Annotated in this window: 9 protein-coding genes; 2 read left to right on the top strand and 7 right to left on the bottom strand. The window is 67.4% G+C overall.

Annotated features, from left to right (window positions below):
• Window positions 1-29 precede the first annotated feature (29 nt).
• Entirely contained in the window at window positions 30-1388 is a 1359-nt protein-coding gene (locus DFR50_RS25335) for a right-handed parallel beta-helix repeat-containing protein (RefSeq protein WP_113892056.1), read from the bottom strand.
• A gap of 202 nt (window positions 1389-1590) precedes the next feature.
• On the opposite strand from DFR50_RS25335, the gene DFR50_RS31690 reads away from it, so the two are divergent.
• Window positions 1591-2568, top strand: a complete 978-nt coding sequence (locus tag DFR50_RS31690; protein WP_147262916.1) for a hypothetical protein — start codon at window positions 1591-1593, stop codon at window positions 2566-2568.
• 215 nt (window positions 2569-2783) lie between these two features.
• Here DFR50_RS31690 and DFR50_RS25325 read toward each other — a convergent pair whose 3' ends face one another.
• The 5 genes from DFR50_RS25325 to DFR50_RS25305 form a co-directional block, all read right to left on the bottom strand.
• The gene (locus DFR50_RS25325; protein WP_113892054.1) at window positions 2784-3590 is read right to left on the bottom strand and encodes an ABC transporter permease; all 807 of its coding nucleotides are present in this window, start codon (window positions 3588-3590) and stop codon (window positions 2784-2786) included.
• A 157-nt stretch (window positions 3591-3747) separates the two neighbouring features.
• Window positions 3748-5034, bottom strand: coding sequence for a KpsE/RkpR family capsule polysaccharide export protein (locus DFR50_RS25320; protein ID WP_113892053.1), 1287 nt, complete (start codon window positions 5032-5034; stop codon window positions 3748-3750).
• On the bottom strand, window positions 5034-6113 hold the full coding sequence (locus DFR50_RS25315) for a hypothetical protein (protein ID WP_113892052.1): 1080 nt from the start codon (window positions 6111-6113) through the stop codon (window positions 5034-5036). Before DFR50_RS25315 ends, DFR50_RS25320 begins: the two co-directional genes overlap by 1 nt.
• A complete protein-coding gene (locus DFR50_RS25310) occupies window positions 6110-7366 on the bottom strand; it encodes a KpsE/RkpR family capsule polysaccharide export protein (RefSeq protein ID WP_113892051.1) in 1257 nt (418 codons plus the stop codon). Before DFR50_RS25310 ends, DFR50_RS25315 begins: the two co-directional genes overlap by 4 nt.
• An 18-nt stretch (window positions 7367-7384) precedes the next feature.
• Window positions 7385-8038, bottom strand: coding sequence for an ABC transporter ATP-binding protein (locus DFR50_RS25305; protein ID WP_113892050.1), 654 nt, complete (start codon window positions 8036-8038; stop codon window positions 7385-7387).
• Window positions 8039-8396: 358 nt separating this feature from the next.
• Between DFR50_RS25305 and DFR50_RS31685 the strand changes: the two genes are divergently transcribed.
• Window positions 8397-8801: a hypothetical protein gene (locus tag DFR50_RS31685; protein ID WP_147262915.1), complete on the top strand. Its 405-nt coding sequence runs from the start codon at window positions 8397-8399 to the stop codon at window positions 8799-8801.
• Window positions 8802-8922: 121 nt separating this feature from the next.
• Here DFR50_RS31685 and DFR50_RS25300 read toward each other — a convergent pair whose 3' ends face one another.
• A complete protein-coding gene (locus DFR50_RS25300) occupies window positions 8923-15321 on the bottom strand; it encodes a beta strand repeat-containing protein (RefSeq protein WP_113892049.1) in 6399 nt (2132 codons plus the stop codon).
• Window positions 15322-15520: the final 199 nt, after the last annotated feature.

Raw genomic sequence — 15520 nt, 5'->3', positions numbered from 1 at the left:
AATAGGGGCATTCTCGCAGGGCGGGACACTCAAGGGTTCGAAACTTCATCGTTCGTCCCCGCGTCGCCGACCGTGCCTCGGGACCCCTTTTCGATCGAATTTCCTAGAATTCTGACGTTGCTGGACCCTGGATTGACCACCACTCCATAGGGGTACGAGGCGCCGCCGATGCGGTTGCCTTCGAAGAGCGCCCCGTGCGTCGTTTTTTCAAATTGTACGCAAGGGTACATGCCGCCTTGCTGGTTGCAGTCGGAAAACCTGTTGTCGGTGACGGTCAGATTGGACTGTGTTCCCTGGTACTCGGTTACGGAAACGAAACCGGCCGCCGCCACGCCGCTGACCATATTCCCGGAGATCGTTATGTTGTCGGCGTCGGAGACGCGGATTCCGTGAAACCGAGTCACGCCCTCGACAAGATTGCCGACGATCCGGGCGTTCCTGACGATGCCGTAGGTCGCGTCCGCTCCCTTTTTCTGGTTCCATCCCCCTTCCACCCAAATGCCGGTCGCGCCGACATTCTTGATGGTGTTGTTCGTAACGTTCGCATTCTCGATCACGGCCGGCGTCAGATCGGTATTCATGCCTGTGATCAATATGCCCACGGGCCACGGGTTCGACGCGCCGTCGCAAGTATTGTGGTCGATCACGAAATCATGACTATTGCCCCAGTTGTCATAGCACGCGTTGACGATATCCGTGACACGGCTGTTGGCGACCCGGTAATGGTTCGAATTGACGAAAGCGATTCCGTCATCCGATCGCGCGCCTTTGGAGGCGCCGCCCTCGATGTCGATCTGGTCGAGGCTGACGTCGGACGCATTGGTGAACATGATTGCGACGGTGACTCCCTTTCCCCGCGGCGCGGCGCGGATGTCGAAGGCGACATTGGCGATCGAGATGTCGGAATTCCCGTGATCCCAGTCGTCGTTGGTGAAGACCAGCTTCCATGTCACGCCATGGGGGTCGGGGACGGCGTGTTGCGTGTTCGATAGCGACGGGCCCTCCCTGATGATCGAACAGGCGCCGGAGCCCTTCAGTCTGGCGTGGCTCGGCAAGGCGACTGACCTCGAATTGACCAGATAGACCCCGCAAGGGAGCAGCAGACCCTGACCCTGCCGGGCCGTCGTCGCGATCGCGCGCTCGAGGTCCGCGCCCACGTCGGTCTTTCCATCGGCGAGGATCTGAAAGTCCTGCGCGCTCCTGTAGGAAACGCTCTCGGAGCGCGCCGCTTGCGACGCCGCGGCGAATGCGGTCGCAAGGGCGATCACGGCGAAGAGACGGAGAGATTTGCGCATCGGGACTGCCTCCCAGCGGTCGCGCCTCATGGATTTGCGCATCGCGCCACGCCGTCGACCGCTCTTGGGTTCTGACGGCGCCTGACGCGCCATTGCGGCCAGATTTCAGGCGATAGTGTGACCCGCTGCCCGGTTCCGATCGACGGTCGAGGGCGCGCCGGGACACGAGCGCGAGCGCCCGCGCGGGCGAGACGGCCAGCGGGGGGCGCGTGACATTCGGATGACTGTCCCTTGCCACCGCGGGAAAATGTCTTTACCTCGGTGCTTGTGATCAGTGTACGAGACTGGGTCTGAGATGTGGTCCGAGAACGCCGTTACCGACGTCGATGCGAATCCATTGATTGTCTATGTCCATGTGCCCAAGACTGCCGGCAGCGCAATCAAGAAAGTCCTTGGGCTTTGTACGCCTCGCGGACACGCCTATGTCGAGCAGGTCATACACGACAAGAGCGCTTTTCTTGATCTTGCTCGTAGCTCGGACTGGATTGCCGGTCACCTCCCAATCGAAGTTTTGTCAAGTCGGCTGACATGGGTTGGACGGCCTGTGGAATTTTTTTCCAGTGTTCGCGAGCCAACCGCGCAACTCGCGTCGCAGCTTAACTTCAGCTTTGAAAGATATCATCGCAAAAATTACTACGATCAACATTCGCATAACGAGCAGGTCACCGATATGATTGTCATGTCGACGGATTTTTCCAATCCGGCGTCGGTGCTAAATCTCCTCGTCAATCTTTTTGGGCAGCATCTCAACATGCAATCTCGATTGTTGCTCGGCGACGATTTCGAAAGCCTTACCGATCAGGAGGTTCGGCGCAGGCTCGAGTGTTATGCCTGCGTGGCGACGGAAGACACGGTCGGGAAGCTCTATTCGGCGTTCGGTTTTGCGGAATTGCCGGAAGGCTGTGAGCAATTGCGGGAAAACGTCGCCCGTCGCTACATCGACACAGCGATATTCGACAGTCCGCAGGTGCGGGAATTTCTCGCCCATCGCCACCGGCACGATTACCGTCTTTACGACGCCGTCAAGCGCATGTCCTGGCCTGCGGAAGCGCGCGCGCCGGTTCGGCCCGCGCTGCTCGGCGGGAGGTCCTTCACTTTCGACAATTTCGACGAACAAGTGTACTTGGATTCCAATCCCGACGTGGCGAACGCCGTGAAACTCGGACATGTCCAATCGGGCCGACACCACTTCTTCGCCACGGGTCACAGTGAAGAGAGGATGGGCCGCCACTGGGTGCTGCCCCGGGCCGCTGTGGACGAGGTGACATCGTAGTGGACGACATCGGGTCAAACCACCATGATTCAATCAATCTCAGCATTATCAATGCAGTGGCTCGTAGTACTTTCCACTCCGCGCGGGACTCTCGATTGTTCCGCTCTCGGAGTTGGAACGTCTACGCAGCTTTGTGAACAATTGTGGCAGGAGGGCAGCTTATGGTTGAAAGCCCGCTTTCTCATTGCGGGCGCGCATTTTGAGGCGTGATGCTCTCAACCTGACAATATCTTGCCTCTCACGACCCTCTCCAAAGCGAGTCCCGCGAGAATGCTGCCGGCTGCCCAAACCAGCGTGTACTGCTTGTCGAGGACATGGGCGCCGTAATCATCGTAGTACGCCGATCTCATCCACTCCACGCATTGAAGAACGGGATTGTAGGACAACCAGTAGACCGCTTGATCTGGCAAGGCGTCTGGGACGAAAAGAATTCCCGATGCGATCCAAAATACAATCATCGACAGGCTGTAGACGGTAAACCACATCGGCATGAATGCCGCGATTATAGAATTGAAGATGCCGAAGCCGACTCCGAGCAACACCGCCGCGAGAAATGCGCTCGCCGCTACCGTCAAGTTGGCGGGAATGAAATCGATTCCGAAACACCAGAAGGCCGCCGCGAGGATCACGACGACAATGACGGAGTTCAGGATTTCCAATATCATGCGGGAAAACAGGATATCCGTCACCCGAACAATCGGATAGGCGAGCATCGGCTTGTTGGTGACCATTCCCCAGACGCAAAACCGCGACACGTAGGAAAAGGCGATGAACGGCACGGTTCCGGTGGCGAACCAGAGCGCGCTCGACTGGCCGTAAGGCGCTGCGCGGCCGAGACCGGCGTTGATCAGGATAATCGCCCCGAGGTGAGACAGCGGCCAGGCGATGGTCACGAGGAACCCGAGCGCGGTGCCGAAAAACCGCGTCCGGATGTCGCGCAGCATCAAAGCGTAGAGGACGGCGCCCTGCGCGGCCAGCAGTTGGCGCAGCCCGGGTACGCGTTCCGCAGGCAGGGCGCTCATGCAGTCGGCACGCTGGCGGGATCATCGGCAATCACGGATGTGGGCCTTGCGAATACGAACGACGCGGCGCGAACCCTGTCGGGCCGGTTCGAGCCCTCGCACGGATGGAACCGCCCGTGAAGAGCGCGTCGAGGGACCGGGTAGCGCGCGCGGCGCATCAGATCGTATGGTCCGCGACGGTCGCGACCGTCATCGCGCCGATCCCCCACACCGCGAGCAGGCTGATGAAAATGATGGCGCTCAGACTCAGCCGCTCCGGATATCGCGCTTCCTCCGGCGTCAGCGGCGGGGCGAAGACGGAGATGTAGACCATCTGGCGTTCGGCGCGCTGGCGGGCGCGCTCGAGCGCCTCCTGCGAGAGCGTATAGAGCTTTTCCGCAAAGATCCGCTTGATCTCCAGCGTCTCGAACTCGGCGATCGAGGCGGAAACGGCGCCCTTGTCGCCGGCGGCGCTGGTGAGCTGGTCCTTGAGCCTGGCGATCTGACCGTCGAGCGCGTCGATGTGCGACTTCAGCGTGACCAGCGTCGGGGCCTCGGGCGACATGGCGCGCGAATCGACGAAATAGTCGTTCTGCAGGCGGATCCGCTCCGCCATCGCCTGCATGAGCAGGGTCGAGACCGCGGTCGCCTGGGCGGCCGGGTCGGTCCAGCCCGAGCGGTTGCGATAGGCGCGCTCGTCGGCGAGCGATTCCGACACCATCGCCTCGGTGCGTTTCACCTCCGCCTCCGCGTCGCGCATCGCGTCGCGGCGGGCGCGCGCGCTCATGGCGTTGACCAGCTTTTCGCTCGCCGCCACCACCGCGGCCGCCAGATCGCGCGCATCGTCGGGGCGGAAGGCGCGCACGCTCACGGTGACCACCCCCGACGGCCCGTCGACGTAGGTCGTCACCATCGAGCGCCAGTAGTCGGCGAGCGTCTCGAGGCTCGCCTTCGCCGGGAGGCGGGCCCAGAAGTCCGCCTCCGGGCGGCTGTAGATCACGCGCGGGTCGAGCGACGCCGGCAGGTCGGCGAACACCGCCGCCGAGCGGATGTAGGAGGCGATGACGTAGGCGTCCTGGCTCGCCATTGACGGGATGCCGCCGCCGGCGGACAGGGCGGTCTTGGGGCCGTCGCTGCTCGACTTGGCGCTGTCGAACTGCGCCGCCCGGACCGCGAAGCGCGCCTCGGCGGCGTACTGATCGGAAGCGAGCGCCACAAGATAGACTGCGGCCGCGAGGGCCGGCAGGAGCACCAGGGCGACGAAGCTGAACCTGTAGCTGAAGACGGCGGCCAGCGCCTGGGCGAAAAAGCCCGGCGCCGCCGCCAACCCGGGAAGGTCGCGCACGCCGCCGGCCTCGGGGCGGACCACCGCCCGGCCGAAGACGCGTTCGAGCCGGCCGCGCGGCGGCGCGGCCTCGGCGAGCGGCGCGACGTCCTTCAGCTCCGGCGGGGGCTCGAGCTCCATCAGGCGGACCCCGCGGCGACGGAGGCGGATGCGCGGCGGGCGGCCTCGTTCAGATGGTGGAACAGCTCGCAGTCGGTCTCGATCAGCGAGTCGATCGCGCGCGTCTCGGCCAGCATCCGGCCGAACGACTGGGCCGCCTTCGCATGCGGCAGGCGGGGCAGAGCCTCGCTCGCGACGCCGGTCAGCGCCGAGAATCCGGCGAGCGCCGCGTCCGGCTCGGTCCTGAGCCCGATCGCGGCGAACGAGGCGAAGGCGTCGAGGGCGGAGGCGACCGCCGCCCCGGCCGGCATCTCGTCCGGCGTCGCCGCCGTCATCAGCCGGGTGAGCGGATTGGCGAGACGCTGGGCGACCTCGCCCGGCATCGAGCGCAGGGCGCGCTTCAGCCCGCGGTCGCTGTCGAACGGCAGGCTTTCGGCGAAGTCGATCGCCGGCTCGTAGACCATGGTGTCGCGCGGCCCCAGCACCGGCAGGCCCGCCTTGCGGACCCGGCCGAGGATCAGCAGCCGCTCGGCGAACTCCGTATGCGGGTCCTGGACGAACATGCAGACGTCAAAGCCGTTGTCGATGAAATAGGCGTAGTTCTTGTACAATATGCGACCGCTCAGATAGCTCGACCCGACGTCGTTGAGCAACAGCAATTGCGTCACCGTCTCGCGGCCGTGCGCCTCGGCGCCGCGGAGGAAATGCTGGAAGCGCGGGCTCACCGCGTCGTCGAGCCGCCAAAGCGGAAACAGGTGGGTTTCGAGGCGCACCACCTTGCGCTGCAGGAAGCCGGGCCGCGCCCGACGATAGACCAGAATGCCGGTCTCTTCGTCGATGATCGTCAGATCCTCGATTCCGGCGAGGCCCGGAACCTCGGCCTCGGTGATCGTGAAACCGCACCGGCCGGTCTGGTGCCGGCCGCCGTCGACCAGGGATTGCCTGAGTTCGCCGGCTTCGAACCGCGCGATCGTTTTCCCGTCAGCCTCGACGGCCAGGCTCGGGGTCGACTCGAAGCCGTCCGGCACACAGTAGCCGACCACCCGATCGCCGGAGTCCTGCTCGATATTGAACAACATCGCCAGCGCCAGACGCCTCACGCCATATGGTTTCGCGCCACCGCCACGCCGCCGACGAGCGCGCCCCACGCGGCCAGCGACCCTACCACGACCGCGGCCGTATAGAGAATCCGTTTCGGGTAGCGAGGCTCCTGGGGGGCGACCGGCCTCACGAACGTGTTCAGGTACATGAGCTTGTGCTCGCCCGTGAGCCTGGCGAGCTCGAGCGAGGCCGCCGCGCCCGAGTAGAGGCGCTCCGCGATCTGATGCTCGAGGTCGAGCTGGGCGAACCGGGTCATCGAGTTGGAAAGCGTTTGGCTCGATTCCGCGGGATCGGCGGCCGTGAGCCTCGCCTCGAGTTCGGCGATCTGCGCCTGGCCCGCCTCGATGCGCGCCTTCAGCGTCCGCATCTGCGGCGCGGTGGACAGCACCGCGTGAAGCTGCGCGTCGTATTCCTGCTGCATGCGGGCGAGCTGGCCGCGCAGGTCCGTGGCGAGCTTGTTGATCGCGTCGGCCTGCTTGACCGCGTCGATCACCCCCTGGTCGTTGCGCGCCTTTTCCAGCGCCGCCCGCGCGGCCGCGAGACGCTCCGCGGTGCGCTGCAGCTCCTGCTCGGCGTCCCTGACCGCGTCGGCGTTCATGCGGGCGTTCAGGTCGTTGATGAGCTGCTCGCTGAGATCGAGGACGCTGTCGGCGATGGCGCGGGCGTCCTCGGGGGTGAAGGCGCGCACCTTGAGATCCACAATACCGGCCGGCATGATAATGGACGCGTCCGCCATGCGCCGCCAGTAAGACACCAGCTTCTCCACCGGCTTCGACGGGTCGAAGCGCGCCAGATAGTCGATGTCGCCGCCCGAATAGAGCTGGCGCAGGCCCACGCTCGCCTCGAGCTTCTCGACCGCCGCGCGGCTCTCGATGAAGTTGGTGACGATCTGGGTGTCCTGAATGATCGCCGCCGCGGGTATGCCGGTCATGGAGGCGATCGCGTCGGGGGCCGGGACCTCGCCGCCCATGACGGTGAACTGCGCCTCGGCGACATACTGGTTCGACGCGATGAAGGCGTAATAGGCCGCAGCCCCGATGCTCGGGACCAACACGACGAGCGCGAACGTGGCGATGCGGAACATTCGCATCGCGCGCGCGCCGCGGCGGGCCTGAAACCCGCCGGAAGCGAGCGCGCGGCGGCTGCGCGTGGAAAAGCGGGCGCGGCGCGCGGCGTCGGCGAGCGCCTGAGACATCACCCGCGCCCGTTCCAGGGCGCCGGCGGTCGTCCTTTCGTCCTGATCGATCGGCATATCCCCTCGCAAGCGCCCTCAGCGGTTGAGCCGATTGTACAACTCGACCGCCCGATCCACCGAGTCGAACATGATCAACTGGCCGTCGACCAGAACCGCCCCCTTGTCGCAGTAGTCCCGGATCGTCTGCATGGAATGCGACACGACGATGAGGTCCGAATTCGCCCGGCGCTTTTCGAACGCCGCCGCGCACCGGGCCTGAAACCGCGCGTCTCCGACCGCCGTGATCTCGTCGATGAGATAGCACTCGAACTCGATCGCCATCGACAACCCGAAAGCGAGCCGCGCCATCATCCCCGAAGAGTAGGTGCGGACCGGAGCGTCGATATAGTCGCCCAACTCCGAAAAATCCTCGACGAACAGGAGGACTTTGCGAACGTCTTCGCCATAGGCGCGCGCGACGAACTTGACGTTCTCGCGCCCGCTCATGAGCGGATGGAACCCGTTGGCGAAGCCCAGCGGCCAGGACACTCTCACAGTCCGACGAATGCGCCCGGAATTAGGCAGCTCCACGCCGGAAATCAATCTCAGGGTCGTCGACTTGCCGGCGCCGTTGACGCCGAGCAGCCCGTACGAACGCCCGCTCTGAAAGTCCGCGGTCACGTGGTCGAGCACGATTTTCGTGTGCCGATCCGTGCGATAGAACTTGAACACCCCGTCAAGGCGAATCATGCGATTCCCGACATTGTCACTGACTCGACCGCGCGTCCGAAGGCGCCCTCGGCGCCTGGCGCGGGCGCGGGATCCGCAACGCCGCCAATGCCTACACAGAAACCTCCTCGATTTCGAGGGCGGTCACGTCGAGCCCGGCGGCCGGGCGCGCGCAGCGCCGCTTCGACACCCGTGCGCCCTTCGCATCTCATACGGTTTCCGTGTGATCGCAGCGGCGAATCCGGAACCGCCTCCGCTGTCTGCGACCGCCGGGGTGTCGCGGGCGAGCCGGCTCCGCTCCCGTGGTGACGCGCTTCAAGGCGGTCCGAGCCTCGAACCCTCCCGAAGGAACTGGGGGCTCGACGGAGCGCGCCCCCCGATGTCGGCCGGTTTTGAGCGTTTTCAACAGTTTGCGCGGGATTTTCCGGGCGACCGTAACTCCCAACCCCGTCATTGCGAGGAGCAAAGCGACGAAGCAATCCATGCCGCCGCTTGCTTCCTGCGGAAAAAATCGCTCCGTCTTCTGCTCGCAACGAAGGGCGGCGGGACGACCAGAGGGCGCGACAGCGGCCCAGCGGCCCTGGATCGCTTCGCTTCGCTCGCGATGACGGCGCTGTTCGCTGCCGGCTTGGGAGTTACGGGCGACCCTCCCATCGCCGCGCGCGTTGAGCGCGGCGCTCGGCCGGCGGACGACCGGCGCGAGCCTGCGCAGGTTCTGCTTCTGGATGTCAGACAGCCGAGCGCTTCATCGCAAGTGATGCGCGTTCAATCGAAGTCACTATAGTGTACATTTCTCTTTCTCGCAATGAAATGTCTGCCGAAATGTCTGCCGAGCGCTCGGCTTCGCCACCCTTCGGCGCCGCATCCGAGCCCCGCGGCTCGAAGCCATCCTCGGGAAGACGTTATTACACCAGAGTCAGCGTATACGGGGTCGCGATCCTGGCGAGGACCGCGTGATCGGCGGCGGCCTGCGCCGCCGTCAGGGTGAGCGTCGGCCTGGTCGTGTCGGTGAGCGTGATCGAGACGATGGCGGCGACATCGGCCTGGAGCAGGTCGAGGCCGGCCGCCACGTTCGCCGCCGTGTCGGTGACGCCGAACCCGCCGGTCGACTTGTTCAGGATCGGTTCGTCGACCCCGAACTCCGCCATCGTCGCGGTGAGCCCGACGATCTGGCCCTGGGGATTCCTGGCCGCGACCGCGTTGATGCGGCTCTGGTCGGCCTCGAGCCCGGCGAGCAAGCCGTTCAGCACGCCCGCCTGGCCGGAGAGCGAGAACCCGCCGCCGATTTTGTCGAGCGCCGCCCGATCGGCCGCGAACACGCCGCCGCCGACCGTCACCGGACTGCCGTCGGAAGCCGTGATCGCCCCGATCGCGGCCGCGTCCAGCGCCAGCGCCGAGGGGCCGGCCGGGACGCTCGCGGTCAGATAGGCCGCGATGGTCGCCGCCGTGTCGGTGACGCCGAACCCGCCCGTCGACTTGTTCAGGATCGGTTCGTCGGCCCCGAACTGCGCCATCGTCGCGGTGAGCCCGACGATCTGGCCCTGGGGATTCCTGGCCGCGACCGCGTTGATGCGGCTCTGGTCGGCCTCGAGCCCGGCGAGCAAGCCGTTCAGCACGCTCGCCTGGCCGGAGAGCGAGAACCCGCCGACGATTTTGTCGAGCGCCGCCTGGTCGGCCGCGAACACGCCGCCGCCGACCGTCACCGGATTGCCGTCGGCAGCTGTGATCGCCGCGACGGCGGCCGCGTCCAGCGCCAGCGCCGAGGGGCCGGCCGGGACGCTCGCCGTCAGATAGGCCGCGATCGTCGCCGCGGCGTCGGAGATCGCGAAGCCGCCCGTCGACTTGTTCAGGATCTGCGCGTCGGCCGCGAATTGCGCGATCGTCGCCGTGAGCCCGACGATCTGGCCCTGGGGGTTCCTGGCCGCGACCGCGTTGATGCGGCTTTGGTCGGCCTCGAGCCCGGCGAGCAAGCCGTTCAGCACGCTCGCCTGGCCGGAGAGCGAGAACCCGCCGCCGATTTTGTCGAGCGCCGCCTGATCGGCCGCGAACACGCCGCCGCCGACCGTCACCGGCTTGCCGTCGGAGGCCGTGATCGCCGTGATGCGGGCCGCGTCCAGCGCCAGGGCCGAGGGGCCGGCCGGGACGCTCGCCGTCAGATAGGCCGCGAGGGTCGCCGCGGCGTCGGAGACGGCGAAGCCCCCGGCGATGGCGTCCAGCCTCGACTGACCGGCGAGGAAGTCGGCGATGGTCGCCGCCCGGACGACGTCGAGGCCGCCGCTCCCGTCCGGGCCGACGACGAAATGGGCTGCCGCCTCATTCCCCTGCGCGGCGAACGCCGCCGCCTCGACCCCTGCGGCCGAGACGACCTCGACCGTCTGGTTCGCCCCGACGCCCGCGACGACGACGACGTCGCCGGACGCGTAGGGAACGCCCTGGAAGTCGACCGCATCGCCGGGACCGAAACCGTCCGGCGTCGCAAACGCGATCGAGGCGCCGTTCGCGATCACGAAGGCGCCCGCTGCGAGGCCCGTGACGGTCAGGGACGCGCCGCCCGCAACGACGACATCGCCGGAGAGGGTCGAACCGGGCGCGATGCTCAGCGTGTCGGCGAACGCGCCGCTGAAGACGATCGAGGCCAGCCCGCCGCCGATGCTGCCTGCGTTGGTGACCGAGGCGGCGGCGCCGCTGATGGCGACGCCGATGCGCGCGCCGGAGATGATCGCGCCGGAATTGTTCGTGACCGAGCCGCCGAGGGACATCGACACGCCCTCGCCTCCGGCGGCGCCGATCGCGGTCGGACCGGAGATCGCGCCCGAATTGACGACCGACCCCGCGCCGAAAATGTCGACTCCGAACGAGCCGCCCGTGATCGTGGCGCCCTTGGCGTTCGTGACGCTGGCGTCTGAGTCGAACATCACGCCGGCCGGCGGATAGGGCCCGCCGGCCGCCGAAAGGAACCCTTCGTTGGTCACGTTCCAGCCCGCGACAACGCCCAGGGCGCCGGATACCGCAGCGATCGAACCCGACGACGACACGGCGATGTTCGTGGACGGCCCGAAGATGAAGTCGGCTTGCGAGGCGCTCAGCGTGTACGGCGTCGTCTGCGAGACGTCGACGGGCAAGGGAGCGACGTCGACCGCCTGGGTGAAAGAGGCGGCCGCGGAATTTCCCGCCAGATCGACGGCGATCGCCGTGAAACCGGCGTGCGGCCCGGCGTCGAGAGTCGCGGTGAGGGACCAGGCGCCGCCGGTCACCGTCGCCGCGCCGAGATCCTGCGCGCCGTCGTAGACTTCGACGCGCGCGAGCGGCTGCGCGCCGGCGACGGTTCCCCGGAAGATGACGGGGTCGCCGGTCGTCGGCTGGCCGCCGGAGAGCCCGCCGCCGTCGAACGAGAGGCCGGCGAAGGTGACCGTCAGCGGTGGCGCGGTATTCCGGGCGAGCGTGATTCGACTGGTCCCGTCGTCGTCGGCCGTGACGGCGAACCCGTTCGGCGCGAAGCCGCCGGGCAGCGTGAGTTGGGCGACCGCCGAGCCGCCGTCGAGCAGGGTCAGCACGCCCGACGCGTAGGCGGCCGAGGTGACGACGCCCTGGACTACGATGCAATCGCTGCCGTCGAAGCCGGTGATCCGGGGCGAGAACGCTCCCCCGGCGAAGTCGCCGGGCTCGATCGAAAGCGTTCCGCCCTCGCCGTCGAAGGCGATCGTCACGGCCGCCGACGAATTCGGAAAGCCCGTCACGATCAGCGTCGAACCCGCCCCGATCGCGACCACGCCGTTCCCGGCGAGACCGCCGGCGCTCGTTCCCGACAGCGTCAGGGTCTGTCCGGGCGTGACCGCGATGACGCCGTTGGCGATCACGTTCGCCGCTGCGAAGGTCCCGAATTCGTCCACCGTCACGCCGCTGTCGATGGTGATCGCGCCCCGCGCCGCGCCGCCTGCCGAGCCGATCTCGATCGACGAGGTCGCGTCCGCCGCCAGGCCCACTCCGGTCAGGAGCGGCGATCCCGTTCCGTCGGACGTCTGCCCGTGGATCAGGCCTCCGAGCCGGATCACCCCGTTGGCGCTCGCCGACAGCGACGAACCGCTGGCCGCTGCGTCGGAATAGAGCGTTCCCAGAACCGTGAAACGGCCGCCCGACACTGCGATCGTGGACCAGGCGTTGGCCTCGGTGGTGGTGACGTTTCCGGAGACCGACAGCGTTCCGCCCGACTCGACCGTGTAGGCGCCGCCATTCATGACCATCGAGGCGGCCGTCAGCGAACCTTCGACCGACAGCGCGTCGCCGGTGGCGGCCAGGGTCGCGGCGCCCGACACCGTCACGACATCGCCCGAGCCGACCGTCAGCGCCGCCGTCGCGGTCAAGGTCCCCGCGACGAACCGCCCCTCGAGCGCGGTCGGGCCGGCGATCGTCAGACAGGCCGCGGCGCCTGTCCCGGTGACCGCCTGCGTCGCCGCGCCCGAAGCCGCGATCGTGACCGCGTCGTTCGCTCCCGGCGCCGCCGGCGCAGGATTTTGGTTCGCCGTCTCGTCGGTCCAGTTGGACGCTGCGTCCCAGCTGCCGGAGGCCGGACCCGTCCAGAGATATGCGTCCGCGCCCGCCGTTCCGGCTGGACCGGTCGTGGTGTCGCCGCCGCTGCGCAGGTTGATCTGCGTGGCTCCGCTGGGTAATTCGACGGTCGAGAACTGCGTGGAAAGCGGCGCCGACAGCGCGAGCTGAGCGACCGTCGAGGCGCCGTCGAGCAGGGTCAGGACGCCCGACGCGTAGGCGGCTGCGGTGACGACGCCCTGGAATACGATGGAGTCGCCGCCGTCGAACCCGATGATCCGCGGCGAGAACGCGCCCCTGACGAGGTCGCTCGGCGCGAGCGACAACGCCCCGCCGTCGCCGTCGAAGGCGATCGTCACGGCCGCCGACGAATTCGGAAAGCCGGTCACGATCAGCGTCGAACCCGCCACGATCGCGACCTCGCCGTTCCCGGCCAGACCGCCGGCGCCCGTTCCCGACAGCGTCAACGTGCGGTCGGGCGTGACCGCGATCACCCCGTTGTCGATCACGTTCGCCGCGGCGAAGGTCCCGAACTCGTCCACCGTCACGCCGCTGTCGATCGTGATCGCGCCCGCCGCCGCGCCGCCCGCCGAGCCGATCTCGATCGACGAGGTCGCGTCCGTCGCCAGGCCCACCCCCGTCAGGAGCGGCGAATCCGTTCCTGCGGACGTCTGGCCGTAGCACAGGCCGCCGAGTCGGACCTCCGCGTCGGCGGTCGCCGACAACGACGAATCGGCGGTCGCTCCGTCGGAATAGAGCGTTCCGCCCACCGTGAAACGGCCGCCCGACACCGCGATCGTGGACCAGGCGTTGGCCTCGGTGGTCGTGACGTTTGCGGAGACCGACAGCGTTCCGCCGGTCTCGACCGTGTAGACGCCGCCGTTCATGACCATCGAGGCGGCCGTCAGCGAACCGTCGACCGTCAGCGCGTCGCCGGTGGCGGCCAGGGTCGCAGCGCCCGACACCGTCAGAGCATCGCCCGAGCCGACCGTCAGCGCCGCCGTCGCGCTCAGGGCGCCCGCGACGAACAGCCCCTCGAGCGCCGTCGGCCCGGCGATCGTCAGATAGGCGGCTGCGCCCGTCCCGGCGACCGCCTGCGTCGCCGCGTCCGAGGAGGTCCCGATCGTGACCGAGTCGTTCGCTCCCGGCGCCGTCGGCGCAGGATTTGCGCTCGCCGTCTCGTTGGTCCAATCCGACGCCGCACTCCAGCCGCCCGAGATCGGACCCGTCCAGAGGTACTCGTCTCCCGCCGCGGAGACGGCGCCGGTCGCCTCGTTGACCCAGAACCGCCGGGTCGCGGCGCCGGCCGGCGTGACGCCGACGTCGTCCTTGCCGCTGTCGGACACGACCGTGACCGAGCTTCCCGGACTGTAGGTCGCAACCGTCGCGGCCGTCGTCCCATCGGTCGCGTAGAGGGTGACCAGCGCGCCCGTCGTCACCGTGAAAAGCCAGGGGTCTCGACCCGAACCGGAGAAGATCACCTGCACCGACCCGCTCCCGGCGTCGATGAGCAGGCGTGTGCCGGCGGATGTCCCGTCGGTCCCGTAGACCACGGTATCGCCTCCGCTGCGCGCCTCGAGCAGAACGGCGCCGGCTTGCGGGGTTCCCAGGGTCGAGACGGTCGCGCCGATGGCGAAGGTCCCGAGAATCTGGCTGCCGGCGGCGGTCCCGTCGACGCCGTAAAGAACGGCGCCGCTCGCCGTGTCGGCGAGGAGAACCATGCGGCCTCCGACGAGGCCGACACAATTCGCCGTCGCGCCGCCGGAGAACAGTTCGAGCGAAGCCGTGCCGGCGAGCGTTCCGTCCGTTCCGTAGATCCAGGCGCCGCCGCGCGGGTCGGAGGCGAGGAAAAGCGCTCTCTGCCCGACCGCGCCGAGACTCGTCACGACGGCCCCGGAGGCGAGCGTCTCCAGCAGGCGGGTTCCAGAACCGGCGCCGTCGGTGCTGTAGACCAGCGCGCCGCCCCCGGGGACGTTCGCGACGAAAATCGCGGCCTGGCCGAGCGTCGCCAGCGTGACGATGGTCGTCTGTCCCGGGAACTGGGCTAGCCTCTGCGTGCCTGCGGCCGAGCCGTCGGAGCCGTAGACCCCGAGCGTGTCGCCGTCGCCGACCCAGAACAGCATGTGTCCGTCGATCCAGCCGAAGGATCGCGCAACCCCTCCGACGGTCGAGGTCGATGTCCAGGAGAGCTGGGTCAGCGTCTCCGTCCCGGATGCGGTTCCGTCGGAGCCATAGACCGACACCGTGTCGGCGCTCGTGATGGCGAAGACGACGCGGCCGCCCACGTCGCCGAACGTCGCGACGGTTGCGCTCGCGCTCGAAGACGGATCCCAGGCCTGCTCCAGGATAAGCGTTGCCGATCCCGTGGTGTCGGCGCCGAAGATTTCGAGCGTGTCGTCCGTCTCGGCCGCCAGCAGCAGGCGCCCGCCGAGCGATCCGAGGATCCATGCCGAATTCGACTGCGGCGAGCCGGACAGGCGAGCCAGCAACTGCGTGCCCGCCTCCGAACCGTCCGAACTATAGAGCAGCAGCGCCCCGCCGCACTCGACTTCGATCCATCCGAGACTGTCCCACGTCGTCAGATAAGTGACGGTCGCCGCCGGTTGAATCTGGAGCCAGGCGACTTCGATGACCGGCGTGACCGCGTCGGCGGGCTGGCGGACCGCGTAAACGAATCCCGTCTGGTCGACCACGTCGTAGGAAAAGCTGACCGCGCCGGCGCCGCCAAGGTAGACGGCGCCGGAAGGAAGACCCGCCATCGTCAATCTCCTGACCCTGACGGCGACGCCTCAATAGTTAACCATATCATCTCGGTGTTGAAAACAGCGCAATCGATAAATTTACTTTTAATAACGAACCGACTTAGGCTTGCGGCGGCGGCCGACGGGGCGGACCGGCGCTGCGTGATTCGATGGGTCGGCGGCTGACCGCCGGGGGCGCCGGCGAAGGAGCGCAAGG

It is taken from the genome of Roseiarcus fermentans (assembly GCF_003315135.1).
Lineage (GTDB): Bacteria > Pseudomonadota > Alphaproteobacteria > Rhizobiales > Beijerinckiaceae > Roseiarcus > Roseiarcus fermentans.
The sequence above is the reverse complement of the archived record's forward strand: the minus strand, read 5'-3'. Positions and strand labels throughout refer to the sequence as shown.